17 protein-coding genes are annotated in these 15417 nt (G+C 72.4%); 11 read left to right on the forward strand and 6 right to left on the reverse strand.

What is annotated here, in order from left to right:
- The first annotated feature begins 38 nt into the window (after positions 1 to 38).
- The 3 genes from OG352_RS34085 (at position 39) to OG352_RS34095 (ending at position 2898) form a co-directional block, all read left to right on the forward strand.
- On the forward strand, positions 39 to 1613 hold the full coding sequence (locus tag OG352_RS34085; RefSeq protein ID WP_443072418.1) for an IucA/IucC family protein: 1575 nt from the start codon (positions 39 to 41) through the stop codon (positions 1611 to 1613).
- 5 nt (positions 1614 to 1618) lie between these two features.
- Positions 1619 to 2533, forward strand: a complete 915-nt coding sequence (locus tag OG352_RS34090) for a HipA family kinase (RefSeq protein ID WP_329222262.1) — start codon at positions 1619 to 1621, stop codon at positions 2531 to 2533.
- 98 nt (positions 2534 to 2631) lie between these two features.
- On the forward strand, positions 2632 to 2898 hold the full coding sequence (locus tag OG352_RS34095; RefSeq protein ID WP_329224054.1) for a SelT/SelW/SelH family protein: 267 nt from the start codon (positions 2632 to 2634) through the stop codon (positions 2896 to 2898).
- 45 nt (positions 2899 to 2943) lie between these two features.
- Here OG352_RS34095 and aceB read toward each other — a convergent pair whose 3' ends face one another.
- Together aceB and OG352_RS34105 are read right to left on the reverse strand one after the other, a co-directional pair.
- Positions 2944 to 4578 carry a malate synthase A gene (gene aceB, locus OG352_RS34100; protein WP_329222264.1) on the reverse strand — a complete coding sequence of 545 codons (1635 nt, stop codon included), beginning with the start codon at positions 4576 to 4578 and terminating at the stop codon, positions 2944 to 2946.
- A 188-nt stretch (positions 4579 to 4766) separates the two neighbouring features.
- The gene (locus OG352_RS34105; protein ID WP_329222266.1) at positions 4767 to 5468 is read right to left on the reverse strand and encodes a nucleotidyltransferase family protein; all 702 of its coding nucleotides are present in this window, start codon (positions 5466 to 5468) and stop codon (positions 4767 to 4769) included.
- A 210-nt stretch (positions 5469 to 5678) separates the two neighbouring features.
- Between OG352_RS34105 and OG352_RS34110 the strand changes: the two genes are divergently transcribed.
- A complete protein-coding gene (locus OG352_RS34110) occupies positions 5679 to 5966 on the forward strand; it encodes a DUF5955 family protein (RefSeq protein WP_329224055.1) in 288 nt (95 codons plus the stop codon).
- Positions 5967 to 6049: 83 nt separating this feature from the next.
- Here OG352_RS34110 and OG352_RS34115 read toward each other — a convergent pair whose 3' ends face one another.
- On the reverse strand, positions 6050 to 6850 hold the full coding sequence (locus OG352_RS34115) for an IclR family transcriptional regulator (RefSeq protein ID WP_329222268.1): 801 nt from the start codon (positions 6848 to 6850) through the stop codon (positions 6050 to 6052).
- Between the two features lie 252 nt (positions 6851 to 7102).
- Here OG352_RS34115 and allB point away from each other — a divergent pair, with 252 nt between their 5' ends.
- Positions 7103 to 8440 carry an allantoinase AllB gene (allB, locus tag OG352_RS34120; protein WP_329222269.1) on the forward strand — a complete coding sequence of 446 codons (1338 nt, stop codon included), beginning with the start codon at positions 7103 to 7105 and terminating at the stop codon, positions 8438 to 8440.
- 96 nt (positions 8441 to 8536) lie between these two features.
- A complete protein-coding gene (alc, locus tag OG352_RS34125; RefSeq protein ID WP_329222270.1) occupies positions 8537 to 9652 on the forward strand; it encodes an allantoicase in 1116 nt (371 codons plus the stop codon).
- 80 nt (positions 9653 to 9732) lie between these two features.
- On the opposite strand, the gene OG352_RS34130 is transcribed toward alc, so the two are convergent.
- A complete protein-coding gene (locus tag OG352_RS34130; RefSeq protein ID WP_329224056.1) occupies positions 9733 to 10416 on the reverse strand; it encodes an SDR family oxidoreductase in 684 nt (227 codons plus the stop codon).
- Between OG352_RS34130 and OG352_RS34135 the strand changes: the two genes are divergently transcribed.
- Together OG352_RS34135 and OG352_RS34140 are read left to right on the forward strand one after the other, a co-directional pair.
- Positions 10315 to 10650, forward strand: a complete 336-nt coding sequence (locus OG352_RS34135; RefSeq protein ID WP_329224057.1) for a dihydrofolate reductase family protein — start codon at positions 10315 to 10317, stop codon at positions 10648 to 10650. The genes OG352_RS34130 and OG352_RS34135 overlap by 102 nt on opposite strands.
- Positions 10651 to 10746: 96 nt before the next feature.
- Complete coding sequence (locus OG352_RS34140) at positions 10747 to 11133, forward strand: ribonuclease (protein ID WP_329222271.1); 387 nt, start codon at positions 10747 to 10749, stop codon at positions 11131 to 11133.
- Positions 11134 to 11243: 110 nt separating this feature from the next.
- Here OG352_RS34140 and OG352_RS34145 read toward each other — a convergent pair whose 3' ends face one another.
- Complete coding sequence (locus tag OG352_RS34145) at positions 11244 to 11447, reverse strand: hypothetical protein (RefSeq protein ID WP_329222273.1); 204 nt, start codon at positions 11445 to 11447, stop codon at positions 11244 to 11246.
- 200 nt (positions 11448 to 11647) lie between these two features.
- Here OG352_RS34145 and OG352_RS40115 point away from each other — a divergent pair, with 200 nt between their 5' ends.
- Positions 11648 to 12058, forward strand: a complete 411-nt coding sequence (locus OG352_RS40115; protein WP_443072419.1) for a response regulator transcription factor — start codon at positions 11648 to 11650, stop codon at positions 12056 to 12058.
- 63 nt (positions 12059 to 12121) lie between these two features.
- On the opposite strand, the gene OG352_RS34155 is transcribed toward OG352_RS40115, so the two are convergent.
- The gene (locus OG352_RS34155; protein WP_329222274.1) at positions 12122 to 13138 is read right to left on the reverse strand and encodes a Gfo/Idh/MocA family protein; all 1017 of its coding nucleotides are present in this window, start codon (positions 13136 to 13138) and stop codon (positions 12122 to 12124) included.
- A gap of 129 nt (positions 13139 to 13267) precedes the next feature.
- On the opposite strand from OG352_RS34155, the gene OG352_RS34160 reads away from it, so the two are divergent.
- Entirely contained in the window at positions 13268 to 14005 is a 738-nt protein-coding gene (locus tag OG352_RS34160) for a GntR family transcriptional regulator (RefSeq protein ID WP_329224058.1), read from the forward strand.
- 216 nt (positions 14006 to 14221) lie between these two features.
- Positions 14222 to 15370, forward strand: coding sequence for an ROK family glucokinase (locus OG352_RS34165; protein ID WP_093772420.1), 1149 nt, complete (start codon positions 14222 to 14224; stop codon positions 15368 to 15370).
- The last annotated feature ends 47 nt before the right edge of the window (positions 15371 to 15417 follow it).

The raw sequence follows: 15417 nt of genomic DNA on the forward strand, positions 1-15417 counted from the left end.
CCCGAAGAACCGTAGGGACCCAGGGAATCAGGGAGCCAGTGGATCGCGTGGACCTCATACGCCCGCCCGCCGGGGCCGCGGCACCCGCCGTCGGCATCGCCGAGCGCGCCGACGGCTACGCTGCCGCGCCGCTGCTCAACTGTCTACTGCGGGAACTCGCCGAACCGCTGCCTGGCCCACAGGGGGGTGACGGCCGACTCGTCGTGTACCGCCTGTCCGGCAGCGGCCTGCTGCTGCGCGTACGCGGCACCCGGCGGCCCGCCGCACCCGAGGTGCACACGGCGGGCGCCTGGCACCGCCTCGGCCACCCCGCGCTCGTCGCACTGGTCGCGGACGAACTGCGCCGGCGCACCGGGCTGGCCAACCACGAACTGCCCGCCGAGATGACCGACAGCCGGGACGCGGTCGCCGCGCTGCTCACCGCACGCGCGCGTGCCACTCCGCCGGCCTCTCCCTACCTGCGCTCCGAGCAGTCCCTGATCACCGGCCACCCCCACCATCCCGCCCCCAAGGCGCGTGGCGGGGGCCCGCCCGCAGGCTGGCTGCCGTACGCCCCGGAGGCGCACGCCCGCTTCCCGCTGGCGCTGCTGGGGGTGCGCGAGGACCTGGTCGTCGAGGAGGGCGACACCTCCGCGCTGGACGCGCTCGGCGAGGCCCCGCCCGGCTACCGGCTGCTGCCCGCCCACCCCTGGCAGCTCGACCTGGCCGGCCCGCAGCTCGCGCCCGCCTTCGCCGACGGCCGACTGCTGCGGCTCGGCACGACCGACTTCGACGCCTGGCCGACGGCCGCCGTACGCACGCTGTACGCGCCCGAGCGGGACCTGTGCCTGAAGTTCAGCCTCGACGTCCGCATCACCAACGACATCCGCCGGCTGTGGCGCCACGACCTGCTGAAGCTGCGCCGGACGGACGCGGCGGCGGCCCGCGCCTTCGAGGCCCGCGCTCGCGAGACCCCTGGCGGGACCCCCGGCGGCCCTGCGGTCTGGCTGAGCGACCGCGGCTACCGCACCGCCGCCTTCGCCTTCGAGGAGCTCGCCGCGCTGGTCCGCGACGGCCTGGACGGCCGCCTGCTGCCCGGCACGAGCCCGCTGCTCGCCGCGGGCCTCGTGGAGGGCTTCGACGGCAGCCCCCTGGCCGCGACGGCTGACCCGGCGGCCTGGTGGGAGGCGTACCTCGCCGTCGTCGTCCCGCCGGCGCTGTACGCCTTCGCCGACCACGGCGTCGTCCTGGAGGCGCATCTGCAGAACACCCTGGTCGCCGTCGACGCCGACGGCACCCCCGTGCAGGCCCTGTTCCGGGACGCCGAGGGCGTGAAGCTGCTGCCGGACGTGACGCGGGCGGCCGGCTGGGAGCGACTGGTGTACTGCCTGGTCGTGAACCACCTCTGCGAGGTCGCCGCGGCCCTCGCCGAGCACCACCCCGGCCTCGATCCCTGGCCCGCCGTGCGCCGCGAACTGGCCCGCCACGACCTCCCCGAGGCCGCCGCCCTGCTCACCGCGCCCACCCTGCCCGGCAAGACCAACCTGCTGCTGCGCTGGACGGGCGCGGACGGGGCGGACGCCCGCTACCTGCCGTTGCCCAATCCCCTGGCCGGGGCCGCTGGCATACCCTGACCGGCGTGCTGCGCGATGTGACTGCTGTTCGATACGTGACCCCGCTGAGGTCCGGCGGCTCCGTCCCCGGAGTCGTCGAGGCCGACGACCTGGGCACCTACGTCGTGAAGTTCACCGGCTCCGCGCAGGGCCGCAAGGCGCTGGTCGCCGAGGTGATCGTGGGCGAGCTGGCCCGCGCCCTCGGCCTCAGGTTCCCCGAGCTGGTGCTCGTGCACTTCGACCCGGCGATCGCCGACGGCGAGCCCCACCAGGAGGTGCGGGACCTGCACGGCGCGAGCGCGGGCCTCAATCTGGGCATGGACCACCTGCCGGGCGCGCGGGACTTCACCCCGGAGGTCGCCAAGAGCTTCCCGGTCGACCCCCTGGAGGCGGGCCGCATCGTCTGGCTCGACGCCCTCACCGTCAACGTCGACCGTACGGTCCACAGCTCCAACCTCATGGTCTGGCCGACGCTCGGCATCGCGCCCGCGCGCCTGTGGCTGATCGACCACGGCGCGGCCCTCGTCTTCCACCACCGCTGGGACGGCTCCGACCCCGCGAAGGCGTACGACTTCCGGCATCACGCGCTCGGCCACTGCACGCCCGACGTGCGGGCGGCCGACGCGGAGCTGGCTCCCCGGGTGACGCTCGAACTCCTGCGGGAGATCGCGGGCGTCGTCCCGGACGCCTGGCTGGCCGGCGAGGAGGGCTTCGCCGGCCCGGACGACGTCCGGAAGGCGTACGTCGACTATCTCCACGCGCGCGTGCGGGCCTCTGCGGCCTGGCTGCCCACCGACTTTCCCACCCGGGAGGAACTCGCCGCCGAGGAGGCCCAGCGCGCGGCGAGGACGCAGCAGGGCCGCCCGAACTGGCTCAAGCGGGTCCCCGACCTGCACGGCAGACCGGCGGCTGAACAGGATTGGTCGGTGCACCTCGGATGACCGAGAACGCGCAGGACGCGCAGGACGCGCAGGACGCGGAGGACGCGCAGGACGCGGAGGACGCGCAGGACGCGGAGGACGCGCAGAACACGCAGGTCGTGCAGATCGAGTACTGCACCCAGTGCCGCTGGCTGCCCCGCGCGGCCTGGCTGGCGCAGGAGCTCCTGACGACCTTCGAGACCGAGCTGACGGAACTGTCCCTGAAGCCCGGCAAGGGCGGTGTCTTCGTCGTCCGCGTGAACGACGAGGTCGTCTGGGACCGCCGGGAACAGGGTTTCCCGGAGCCGACGGCGGTGAAGAGGCTCGTACGCGACCGAGTGGCCCCGGGAAAGTCCCTGGGCCACTCGGACCAGCCTGCGTCTTGACGCTCAGCCGTTGATGTTCAAGCGCTACTGCTCAGTGCCTGATGCTCAGCCCTTGAGCTGCTCGTACGCGGGCAGTGTCAGGAAGTCCGCGTAGTCGTCGTCGAGGGCGACCTCCAGGAGCAGGTCGTGGGCCTGCTGCCAGTGGCCGGAGGCGAAGGCCTCCTCGCCGAGTTCGGCGCGGATGTTCGCCAGTTCCTCGGCGGCGACCTCGCGGGCCAGCTCGGGCGTCGCCTTGACCGTCTGTCCGTCGTGCTCGAACTCGACGCCGGCGTTGATCCACTGCCAGATCTGCGAGCGGGAGATCTCGGCGGTGGCCGCGTCCTCCATGAGGTTGAAGATGGCGACCGCGCCGAGGCCGCGCAGCCAGGCCTCGATGTAACGGACGCCGACCTGCACGGCGTTGACGAGACCGGCGTACGTCGGCGCGGCCTTCAGCGAGTCGATCGCGATCAGTTCGCCCGCCTCGACGTGGACGTCCTCGCGCAGCCGGTCCTTCTGGTTCGGCTTGTCGCCGAGGACCTTGTCGAAGGACTCCAGGGCGATCGGGACCAGGTCGGGGTGGGCGACCCAGGAGCCGTCGAAACCGTCGCCGGCCTCGCGGTCCTTGTCGGCGCGGACCTTCTCGAAGGCGACCTTGTTGACCTCGGCGTCCCGGCGGGACGGGATGAAGGCCGCCATGCCGCCGATCGCGTGCGCGCCGCGCTTGTGGCAGGTGCGGACGAGGAGTTCGGTGTACGCGCGCATGAACGGGGCGGTCATCGTCACCGCGTTGCGGTCCGGGAGGACGAACTTGGCGCCGCCGTCACGGAAGTTCTTGACGATGGAGAACAGGTAGTCCCAGCGGCCGGCGTTCAACCCCGAGGCGTGGTCGCGGAGTTCGTAGAGGATCTCGTCCATCTCGTACGCGGCCGTGATCGTCTCGATCAGGACGGTGGCGCGGACCGTGCCCTGCGGGATGCCGACGTAGTCCTGCGCGAAGACGAACACGTCGTTCCACAGGCGTGCTTCGAGGTGCGACTCCGTCTTCGGGAGGTAGAAGTACGGGCCCTTGCCGAGGTCGAGCAGGCGCTGGGCGTTGTGGAAGAAGTACAGGCCGAAGTCGACGAAGCCGCCGGGGACCTGGCTGCCGTCGGCGTCGACGAGGTGCCGCTCGTTGAGGTGCCAGCCACGCGGGCGCATGACGACCGTGGCGAGCTCGCTGTCGTCCTTCAGCGCGTACGACTTGCCCGACCTCGGGTCGGTGAAGTCGATGTTGCGGGTGTACGCGTCGGCCAGGTTGATCTGACCGAGGACGACGTTCTCCCAGGTCGGCGCGGAGGCGTCCTCGAAGTCCGCGAGCCAGATCCGGGCGCCCGAGTTGAGCGCGTTGATCGTCATCTTGCGGTCGGTCGGACCGGTGATCTCGACCCGGCGGTCGTTCAGGGCCGCGGGGGAGGGGGCCACCCGCCAGGAGTCGTCCGCGCGGATCGCGGCGGTCTCCGGGAGGAAGTCGAGCGTGGAGGTGCGGGCGATCTCGGCGCGGCGCTCCGCGCGGCGGGCGAGGAGCTCGTCACGGCGCGGCGTGAACCGCCGGTGCAGCTCGGCCACGAAGGCGAGCGCCGCCTCGGTGAGGACCTCCTCCTGCCGCGGCAGGGGCTCGGCGTCGACGATGGTCAGCGGGGACGGCGCTGGTGCGGACATGAACGGTCACTTCCTTCAGCGGTGGCACCAGGTGCCAGTCGAACCGGGGTAGGGCGAGCAGGTCCCCGGACGGGCCGGGTCCTTCTGAACAGTGGATACTAGTTTCCTCATCGTGGAAGTTCAATGGTTTGTTGATATCAAGATTCTCCGGGTCGAGGCAAGGTGGCGCTCAGTGCCAGGCTCCTCACTCAAGGTTGACGAGATCCCGACTCGAGGTGGACGAGATCTCCGGGGGTGTCGATGTCGAACGGCCGGGCGACGTCCCCGCACTCCACGAGCATGATCGCCGCCTCGTGTTCCTTCAGGTAGGCACGCGCCCCCCGGTCGCCGGTCGCGGTCGCCGCGACGCCCGCCCAGTGGGCGGCCCCGAACAGCACGGGGTGGCCGCGTACGCCGTCGTAGGCGGCGGAGACGAGCGAGGACTCGTCCTCGTAGGCGGCGCGTACCCGGGCCACCGCGTCCGGCCCGATGCCGGGCTGGTCGACGAGCGAGACGAGCGCGGCCCGCGCCCCCGTCCCGGCGAGCGAGGCGAGCCCGGCCCGCAGCGACGTGCCCATGCCCTGCGCCCACTCCGGATTCGGCACGATCACGCACCCTTCCAGCCGCGCCCGCTCCCGTACGGTGCCGGCGGCGGCCCCGAGGACCACGTGCACGCGCGTGCAGCCCGCCGCACGCAGCACCCCGACCGCGTGCTCCACCAGGGGCCGCCCCCGGTGTTCGAGCAGCGCCTTGGGCCGCCCGCCGAGCCGCCGGCCCCCGCCCGCGGCCAGCAGCAGGCCGACCACCTGGTCGCCGGTCGAATCGCCGGCCGAATCGCCGGCCGAATCGCCGGCCGAATCGCCGGCCGATCCGCCGGCCGGGCCGCCGGCAGGGTCTTCCTTTTGCGTCATGCGTCCTGCATACCTGACGCGGCGTCGACCACACGCTTTCCCGGGGCCGAATTTTCGTCCGCGTGGTGGCGCACCCGGCATCGGGTGGCGTTTACTGACCCGCGCGTCCTCCGGCGCCCGCCGGCGCCATGGGGACGCGGGGCGGGACCACGCGCGCGTGCGCGTGTGCGAGGGGGGAGAGCTGTGTTGCGGAGCTTGGGGCAGAGAGCAGTGACCGGCAGCGACGAGGATCCGAAGGTGGCGCGACTGCGGACCGCGGTGTCCCGGCTGCGCCGCGAACTCGCCGCGCACCCGGCCGAGTTCCCCGACCGGGTCATCGCCGAGGACGAACTCGCCGCGCTCGCCGCGATGGCGACCCACGGCGTCCCGGAGATCCGCCGGTTACGCCGTTCCCTGCTCCTGATCGCGGGCGCGATCGGCTCGGTGAGCGCACTGAACCGGGGCCTGTCGGACGTACGCGACGCCGTGGAACTGTTCGGGGACACACCACGTCGCTGAGCCGTGACGGGGCGAGGCGGGCGGGGAGTGCGGGGCGTACTCGGATGTCGCGCCCCGACTCGTGGCCGCCGCCCCGGCGGCTTCTAGGCCGCCGGTCCCGAGCTTGTCAGCGCCTCTGACAGTTCCACCGCCACCTGTTGCAGCACCGGCACGATCCTCTCGATGGCCGACTCCGTGACGCGGCCCGCCGGGCCGGAGATGGAGATGGCCGCGGCGGTGGGGGAGTCCGGCACGGTCACCGCCAGGCAGCGGACGCCGATCTCCTGCTCGTTGTCGTCGACCGCGAACCCGGCCTGGCGCACGTCCGCGAGCGCCGCGAGGAAACCGTCGGGGGTGGTGATCGTCTTCTCGGTGGCGGCGGGCATGCCGGTGCGGGCGAGCAGGGCGCGCACCTCGCCGTCCGGGAAGCCCGCCAGCAGCGCCTTGCCTACGCCCGTGGAGTGCGGCAGGACCCGGCGCCCGACCTCGGTGAACATCCGCATCGAGTGCTTGGACGGCACCTGCGCCACGTACACGATCTCGTCGCCGTCGAGCAGCGCCATGTTCGCCGTCTCGCCGGTCTCCTCGACCAGGCGGGCCAGGTAGGGGCGGGCCCAGGTGCCCAGCAGCCGGGACGCGGACTCGCCGAGCCGGATCAGCCGCGGGCCCAGCGCATAGCGGCGGTTGGTCTGCTGACGGACGTAACCGCAGGCCACCAGGGTGCGCATCAGACGGTGGATGGTGGGCAGCGGCAGTCCGCTGCTCGCGGAGAGCTCGCTGAGGCCCACCTCGCCTCCCGCGTCCGCCATCCGCTCCAGCAGATCGAAGGCGCGCTCGAGGGACTGGACCCCTCCGCCGGCGGACTTGGCGGCGGAGTCGGTGGTGCTGGCGCTGGACGTCGGCACGGCGCGTTCCTTTCGAAACAGGCGGGAAGAGCTGAAGCCTACCCGCCGGTCGGTTGACTCCTCGCTTGTGCCTAGCTACGTTCTGCTTGTCGGAATACTAATTCCGCTTTATGGAAACGTCCAGAGTGGCGGCGGTGGGTGCACTGTGGAAAGTGTGCCCTTGACGGCATGAAGGCGGGAGTGAAGACTTCTTCAACAGAACGTTGAATTCCGTTACGTGGAAGTTTCTGACGGAAGACGAGAGGGGTCCGGGTGTCCGACGCTGAACTGGTGCTGCGCTCGACGCGCGTCATCACTCCCGAAGGGACGCGGCCCGCCGCGGTCGCCGTCGCGGGCGGCGAGATCACGGCCGTCCTGCCGTACGACGCCCCCGTCCCCGAGGGCGCCCGGCTGGAGGACTTCGGCGACGACGTCCTGCTGCCCGGCCTGGTCGACACGCACGTGCACGTCAACGACCCCGGCCGCACCCACTGGGAGGGCTTCTGGACCGCCACGCGCGCGGCGGCGGCCGGCGGCATCACCACCCTCGTCGACATGCCCCTCAACTCCCTCCCGCCGACCACCACGGTCGAGCACCTCCGCGTCAAGCAGCGGGTCGCCGCCGACAAGGCGCACATCGACGTCGGCTTCTGGGGCGGCGCGCTGCCCGACAACGTCAAGGACCTGCGCCCGCTGCACGACACCGGCGTCTTCGGCTTCAAGGCCTTCCTCTCCCCGTCGGGCGTGGACGAGTTCCCGCACCTCGACGAGGACGGACTCGCCCGGTCGCTCGCCGAGATCGCCGCCTTCGACGGCCTGCTGATCGTCCACGCCGAGGACCCGCACCACCTGGCCGCCGCCCCGCAGCAGGGCGGCCCCAGGTACGCCGACTTCCTGGCCTCCCGTCCCCGCGACGCCGAGGACACCGCCATCGCGCACCTCATCGCCGAGGCCGGACGCCTCCACGCGCGCGTGCACGTCCTGCACCTCTCCTCCAGCGACGCGCTGCCGCTGATCGCAGCCGCCAAGGCGGAGGGCGTCCGCGTCACGGTCGAGACCTGCCCGCACTACCTGACCCTCACCGCCGAGGAAGTCCCCGACGGCGCCAGCGAGTTCAAGTGCTGCCCGCCCATCCGCGAGTCCGCCAACCAGGACCTGCTGTGGCAGGCCCTCGCGGACGGCACCATCGACTGCGTGGTCACCGACCACTCCCCGTCCACGGCCGACCTGAAGACCGACGACTTCGCCACCGCGTGGGGCGGCATCTCGGGTCTTCAGCTGAGCCTGGCGGCGGTCTGGACCGAGGCGCGCCGGCGCGGCCACGGCCTGGAGGACGTCGTCCGGTGGATGTCCGCGCGCACCGCAGCCGTCGCCGGCCTCACCCGCAAGGGCGCGATCGAGGTGGGCCGCGACGCCGACTTCGCCGTCCTCGCCCCCGACGAGACCTTCACCGTCGACCCGGCCGCCCTCCAGCACCGCAACCGCGTCACGGCGTACGCCGGCAAGACCCTGTCCGGCGTCGTGAAGTCCACCTGGCTGCGCGGCGAACGGATCGTCGCCGACGGCGAGTTCACCGAGCCGAAGGGCCGACTCCTCACCCGCACCCCCTGAGTCACGGGGGCGCCCGCACCCCGTGCCCCGTACGTACTACGACTCCCCGCACCTGCACCCGCACCGGCCGACCCCCGAAAGGCAGACCTGATCACCGTGACGGCGATAGAGAGCTTCACCGGCGACGCGAACCCCTACGGCGGCGGCGACCCGTACGCGGACTACCGCACCGCCGACTTCCCCTTCACCCAGTACACCGACCTCGCCGACCGGCAGCTCGGCGCTGGCGTCATCGCCGCCAACGACGAGTTCTTCGCCGAGCGCGAGAACCTGCTGGTGCCGGGGCCTGCCGAGTTCGACCCCGAGCGCTTCGGGCACAAGGGCAAGATCATGGACGGCTGGGAGACCCGCCGCCGCCGCGGTGCGTCCGACGACCACCCCTGGCCGACCGCCGAGGACCACGACTGGGCGCTGGTCCGCCTCGGCACGCCCGGCGTGATCCGCGGCATCGTCGTCGACACGGCCCACTTCCGCGGCAACTACCCGCAGGCGGTGTCCGTCGAAGGCACCTCGGTGGCGGGCTCCCCGTCCCCCGGGGAACTGCTCGGCGACGACGTGAAGTGGACGACGCTGGTCCCGCGCACGGCCGTCGGCGGCCACGCGGCGAACGGGTTCTCCGTGTCGGCGGAGCAGCGCTTCACACACCTGCGGGTCAACCAGCACCCCGACGGCGGCATCGCCCGCCTGCGCGTGTACGGCGAGGTCGTCCCCGACCCCGCGTGGCTGGCGGCGCTCGGCACCTTCGACGTCGTCGCCCTGGAGAACGGCGGCCGGGCCGAGGACGCCTCCAACCTCTTCTACTCCCCGGCCTCCAACACCATCCAGCCGGGCCGCTCCCGCAAGATGGACGACGGCTGGGAGACCCGCCGCCGCCGCGACCAGGGCCACGACTGGATCCGCTACCGCCTGGCGGCCCAGGCGCAGATCCGTGCCCTGGAGATCGACACGGCGTACCTGAAGGGCAACAGCGCCGGCTGGGCCACGGTCTCGGTCAAGGACGGCGAGAGCGGCGAGTGGACGGAGATCCTCCCGCGCACCCGCCTCCAGCCCGACACCAACCACCGCTTCGTCCTGCCGGCCCCGGCCGTCGGCACGCACGCGCGCGTGGACATCTATCCCGACGGCGGCATCTCCCGCCTGCGCCTGTTCGGCTCCCTCACGGACACGGGCACGGCGGCCCTGACCGCCCGCCACCAGGAACTGGGCGGCTGACCCGAACCTCCACCACCGTGAACCACGTGGCCACGTGAACACCCGGGCGGGAACGGGGTGTTCACGTGGTTCACCCGCACTCACGCCGCGTGTCCGCCGTCCACGGCGAACTCGGCGCCCGTGACGTAGGCGGCCCCCGCCAGATGCGCGACCGTCGCCGCCACCTCCTGCGCCGTCCCGAAGCGGCCCAGCGCGGTCATCGTCGTCTGACCGGCCGCGTACGGGCCGTCCGCCGGGTTCATGTCCGTGTCGATCGGGCCGGGGTGGACGAGGTTCGCCGTGATCCCGCGCGGGCCCAGCTCCCTGGCCAGGGCCTTGGTCAGTCCCACCAGGGCCGACTTGCTCATCGCGTACAGCGTCCCGCCGGGACCGGGCACCCGCTGGGTCATGCAGGTGCCGATCGTGATGATCCGGCCGCAGCCGTCCGGCATCCGCCCGGCCGCCGCCTGCGAGGCCAGGAACACCCCGCGCACGTTGACGGCCAGCACCCGGTCGACGTCGGAGAGGGCGAGCTCCGCCAGCGGACCGAGGACGCCGACGCCCGCGTTGTTCACCAGCACGTCGAGCCCGCCCAGCGCCCGCACCGTACGGTCCACCGCTCCGGCCGCCTCCGCGGGGTCCGCCGCGTCCGCGCGCAGCGCCGCCGCCCGCCGCCCGAGCGCCTGGACGGCCCCTACGACGTCCTCGGCCGCCTCCTCGCCGTTCACGTACGTCACCGGGTCACCGCCCTCAAGGAGCGCACCGGAGGCGAGCTCCAGGTCCACGGCAGCGGCGCCCTGGCCCGGTCGCTGTTCGCGCAGGACCTCGTGGACACCGTTCACCTGCTGACGTTCCCGGTCGTGCTCGGCTCCGGCCTCCGGCTCTTCGCCGAGGGCGCCCTGCCCACCGCGTTCCGGCACACCGGCGGCCTGATCACCGCCGCGGGCGTCTCCGTCCAGACGTACGACCTCCAGGGCCGTCCGCGCTACGGCTCGTACGAACTCCCGGACAACGGCTAGCCGCAGGTTAACTTCCCGAAAACTCAACGGACTTGCCGGGAAAATCCTCGGAGTTGTCATTGACATGCCACGCTCTACGCGCGTCATCATGAGGGCATGAGATTCCCCCCACGCATCACCCGCATAGGCGCCTCGGCCGCCATCCTCTCCGCCCTGCTCGTCGGCGGCACCGTCTCCGCCACGACGGCGCACGCCGCGGTCGGCAGCATCTGCTACGGCGATCTGCCCTCCCAGGCGTACGACACGCTCGAGCTGATCGAGCAGGGCGGCCCGTTCCCGTACTCCCAGGACGGGGTGGTCTTCCAGAACCGGGAGGGCGTGCTGCCCTCGAAGTCGACCGGTTACTACCACGAGTACACGGTGAAGACCCCCGGGTCGTCGACGCGCGGAGCGCGCCGCATCGTGACCGGCAAGAAGACCGACGAGGACTACTACACGGCGGACCACTACGCCACGTTCGACCTGGTCGACTACGGCTGCTGAGCCGTCGGGCGATCACGGTCGACCGCCGGGGACGGCGAGGCCGTCCAGGAACGGCGCGACCGGCCGGAGGTCCGACTCCCCCCACTCAGTCGGGCCTCCGGCTCTCCGCCTCAGCCGGACTTCTTCCGGCTCTCCGCGGCGGCGAACAGGGCGAACGCCCGGGCGATGAGCGCGACGCCGGCGTAGACCTCGTAGCCGTCGAGGAGGCCGATCCGCTGCACGAGGCCCACGTGCCAGTCGCTGAACTCGTGCACCAGGCCCAGCACACCCTGCACCAGCGCGAGAAAACCGAGCACTTCCAGCAGTTGCTTCATGACCAGAGCCTCGCCCCGCGAACCTCCCACGGGCCATCGGCCGCCGGGCGAGACCCGTCCGACGGAAGGCTCCGGTCCACCGGTCCGGCAGCGCCGAAAGTAGCCGGCGGCACGACTTCGGTCGATCGTCGGCACCCTTCGGTAGGGGATCCCGTCCACAGGGAGGTGACGCGGCCCTTCGCTGCGTGGATTTGCCGACCATGAGGGCAGACGACGAGGCGGGGGCAGAGGCGGAGGCCATGGCCGCCGTGGACACCGCTGACGCCGTTGACGACACGGCACGGCCGGCGTCCGGGTTCACCCGCCACCGGTGGCTGCTGCCGTCCGCCGTGGTCGCGGGGCTCGACCCCGACACCGAGCGGCCCGGCCGGCCGCACCGGCGCACCGCACGCGACCGGGTCGTCGACTTCTGCTGCTTCCTCCTGGCCGTCGCCGTCGGCCGGGGACTGTCCAACGCGGACATCGCCGCCGACCTGTTCATGAGCGTCGCCACCGTCAAGGCCCACGTCTCCCGGATCCTGGCCAAGCTCGACCTCAACAACCGGGTGCAGATCGCCCTGTTGGCGTACGACGCGGGGCTCCTGGAGGACGGGACGGGGGACGGGCACTAGCCGGCGCGTCTGCGCGTCGGGGGAGTGGGAACACACACGCCCGCCCGCACCCCGCGGACGCGCTCACCCGCCCCCCGACGTCTCCGGGATCTCCGCGAGCCACACCGCCCGGCGCTCCCGGCGGGACCGCTCGCAGGCCTCCGCGATGCGTAGGGCCTGGAGGGCCTCGTGGCCGTTGCAGGGGTTGGGGCGTTCGCCGCGTACGACGTCCACGAACGCGATCAGTTCCGCCTCGTACGCGGGTTCGAAGCGCTCCAGGAACCCGGTCCACGGCTTGTCCGCGGCCGGCGGACCGGTGGGCTCGGTGGACGCGATCGGCGTGCGGTCGTCCAGGCCGACGACGATCTGGTCGAGCTCCCCGGCCAGCTCCATGCGGACGTCGTACCCCGCGCCGTTCAGCCGCGTCGCCGTCGCCGTGGCGAGCGTGCCGTCGTCGAGGGTGAGGACGGCGGCGGCCGTGTCGACGTCCCCCGCCTCGCGGAACATCGCGGGCCCGGCGTCGGACCCGGCCGCGTACACGTCCGTCACCTCGCGCCCGGTGACCCAGCGCAGGCAGTCGAAGTCGTGGATGAGCGCGTCCCGGTAGATCCCGCCGGACGCCGACAGCCACGCGGCCGGCGGCGCCGACTCGTCGGACGTCAGTGCCCGTACGGTGTGCAGCCGCCCGAGCCGCCCCGAACGCACCGCCTTCCGGGCCCCCGCGTACCCCGCGTCGAAGCGGCGCTGGAAACCCATCTGAAGGATCGTTCCGGCGGTCTCGACCTCGGCGATCGCCTGTAAGGTCCCCGCCAGATCCAGGGCGATCGGCTTCTCGCAGAAGACCGGAAGCCCCGAGCGTGCTGCCCGACCGATCAGTTCGGCGTGGGCCGAGGTCGCCGTCGTGATCACCACGGCGTCCACGCCCCAGCGGAAGATCTCGTCCACCCCCGGGGCAGCCGTCTCACCCAGCCGGTACGCGAGCTCCTGGGCCCGCGCATGGTCCGCGTCCGTCAGGATGAGGGATCCGACCTCGCGGTGACGGCTGAGTGTGTTCGCATGAATGGTGCCTATGCGGCCCGTCCCGATGACCCCGATGCGCATGAATCCAAAGTGGGGTCGAGGGGCACATGCTGTCAATGCGTATGTCCGGACAATCGAACTACACAACTTCCCGTCACCCGGCCGCAGAGCTACGCTCGGCCCGTGCCGAAACCAGAAGTGGACCCTACCGTGCAGCTCGAACTCCGTGTGGACCGAAGCTCTCCGGTGCCGTTGTACTTCCAGCTGGCCCAGCAGTTGGAGGCCGCTATCGAGCACGGCCTGCTCACCCCCGGCAGCCTCCTGGGCAACGAGATCGAGCTCGCGGGTCGCCTCGGCCTGTCCCGGCCGACCGTCCGCCAGGCGATCCAGTCGCTCGTCGACAAGGGCCTCCTCGTCCGCCGCCGAGGCGTGGGCACGCAGGTCGTGCACAGCCAGGTCAAGCGCCCGCTGGAGCTCAGCAGCCTGTACGACGACCTGGAGGCGGCCGGGCAGCGTCCGGCGACCACGGTCCTGGTCAACATCATGGTCCCGGCGTCCGCCGAGGTCGCGGCGGCGCTCGCGGTGCCCGAGGGCAGCGACGTCCACCGGGTGGAGCGGCTGCGGCTGGCGCACGGGGAGCCGATGGCGTACCTGTGCAACCACCTCCCCTCCGGCCTGCTCGACGTGCACACCGGCCAGCTCCAGGCCACCGGCCTGTACCGCCTGATGCGGACCGCCGGGATCACCCTGCACAGCGCCCGCCAGTCCATCGGCGCCCGCGCCGCCACCCCCGCCGAGGCCGAGCGGCTCGCCGAGCACGAGGGCGCCCCGCTGCTGACCATGCAGCGTACGACCTTCGACGACACCGGCCGGGCGGTGGAGTTCGGCGACCACATCTACCGGCCGACCCGCTACTCCTTCGAGTTCCAGCTACTCGTACGCCCCTGAGGACCGCCGACCACGGCCCGCACGCCTGACGAGATCACGCCGGATGATCTGCGCCACAAGCTGCAACGGAGACAAGGGGCGCGCGGCCGAATCCGATGTGCGGCTCCGCCGCGTGGGCGCGACCAGCCCCGACGAGTCCGCGGGCGGCGATGCCGGCGCAGCCCCCTCGCCGCCCCGCTCGGCACCCGGCGTGACGGTGAGGCAGAATCGGCGACGATGAGCACCTACGGCAACTTCAGCGCCCCCATCGGTTCCCGCCGCGCCCCCGCACTCCGCACCGTGGGCACGAGGGAGCGCCGCTCGCACCTCACCGCGCCCCGGGTACCGACCGTCGGCATCGACATCGGCGGCACGAAGGTGATGGCGGGCGTCGTCGACGCCGACGGCAACATCCTGGAGAAGGTCCGCACGGAGACCCCGGACAAGTCCAAGAGCCCGAAGGTCGTGGAGGACACGATCGTCGAGCTGGTCCTGGACCTGTCCGACCGCCACGACGTGCACGCGGTCGGCGTCGGCGCGGCGGGGTGGGTCGACGCGGACCGCAACCGCGTCCTGTTCGCGCCCCACCTGTCCTGGCGCAACGAGCCCCTCAGGGACCGTCTCTCCGGCCGCCTGGCGGTGCCCGTCCTCGTCGACAACGACGCCAACACCGCCGCCTGGGCGGAGTGGCGGTTCGGCGCGGGCCGCGGCGAGGACCACCTCGTCATGATCACGCTCGGCACCGGCATCGGCGGCGCGATCCTGGAGGACGGCCAGGTCAAGCGCGGCAAGTACGGCGTCGCCGGCGAGTTCGGCCATATGCAGGTCGTGCCCGGCGGCCACCGCTGCCCGTGCGGCAACCGCGGCTGCTGGGAGCAGTACAGCTCGGGCAACGCGCTGGTCAGGGAGGCGCGCGAGATGGCCGCCGCCGACTCTCCGGTGGCCTACGGGATCATCGAGCACGTCAAGGGCAACATCGGCGACATCACCGGCCCGATGATCACCGAGCTGGCCCGCGAGGGCGACGCCATGTGCATCGAGCTGCTCCAGGACATCGGCCAGTGGCTCGGCGTCGGCATCGCCAACCTGGCCGCCGCCCTCGACCCGTCCTGCTTCGTGATCGGCGGCGGCGTCTCGGCCGCCGACGACCTGCTGATCGCCCCCGCGCGGGACGCGTTCAAGCGCCAGCTCACCGGCCGCGGCTACCGCCCCGAGGCCCGGATCGTCCGCGCCCAGCTCGGCCCGGACGCCGGCATGGTCGGCGCCGCCGACCTGGCCCGGCTGGTCGCCCGCCGCTTCCGGCGCGCCAAGCGCCGCCGCGTGGAGCGCTACGAGCGCTTCGAACGGTTCACCGACGCGGCGCGCCGCACCCAGGACACGGCATGACGGCCGCGTCACCCCGCACGACCTGAGACACTGCATGACCGCCGCAC

Origin of the sequence: Streptomyces sp. NBC_01485, from assembly GCF_036227125.1 — a bacterium.
GTDB lineage: Bacteria > Actinomycetota > Actinomycetes > Streptomycetales > Streptomycetaceae > Streptomyces.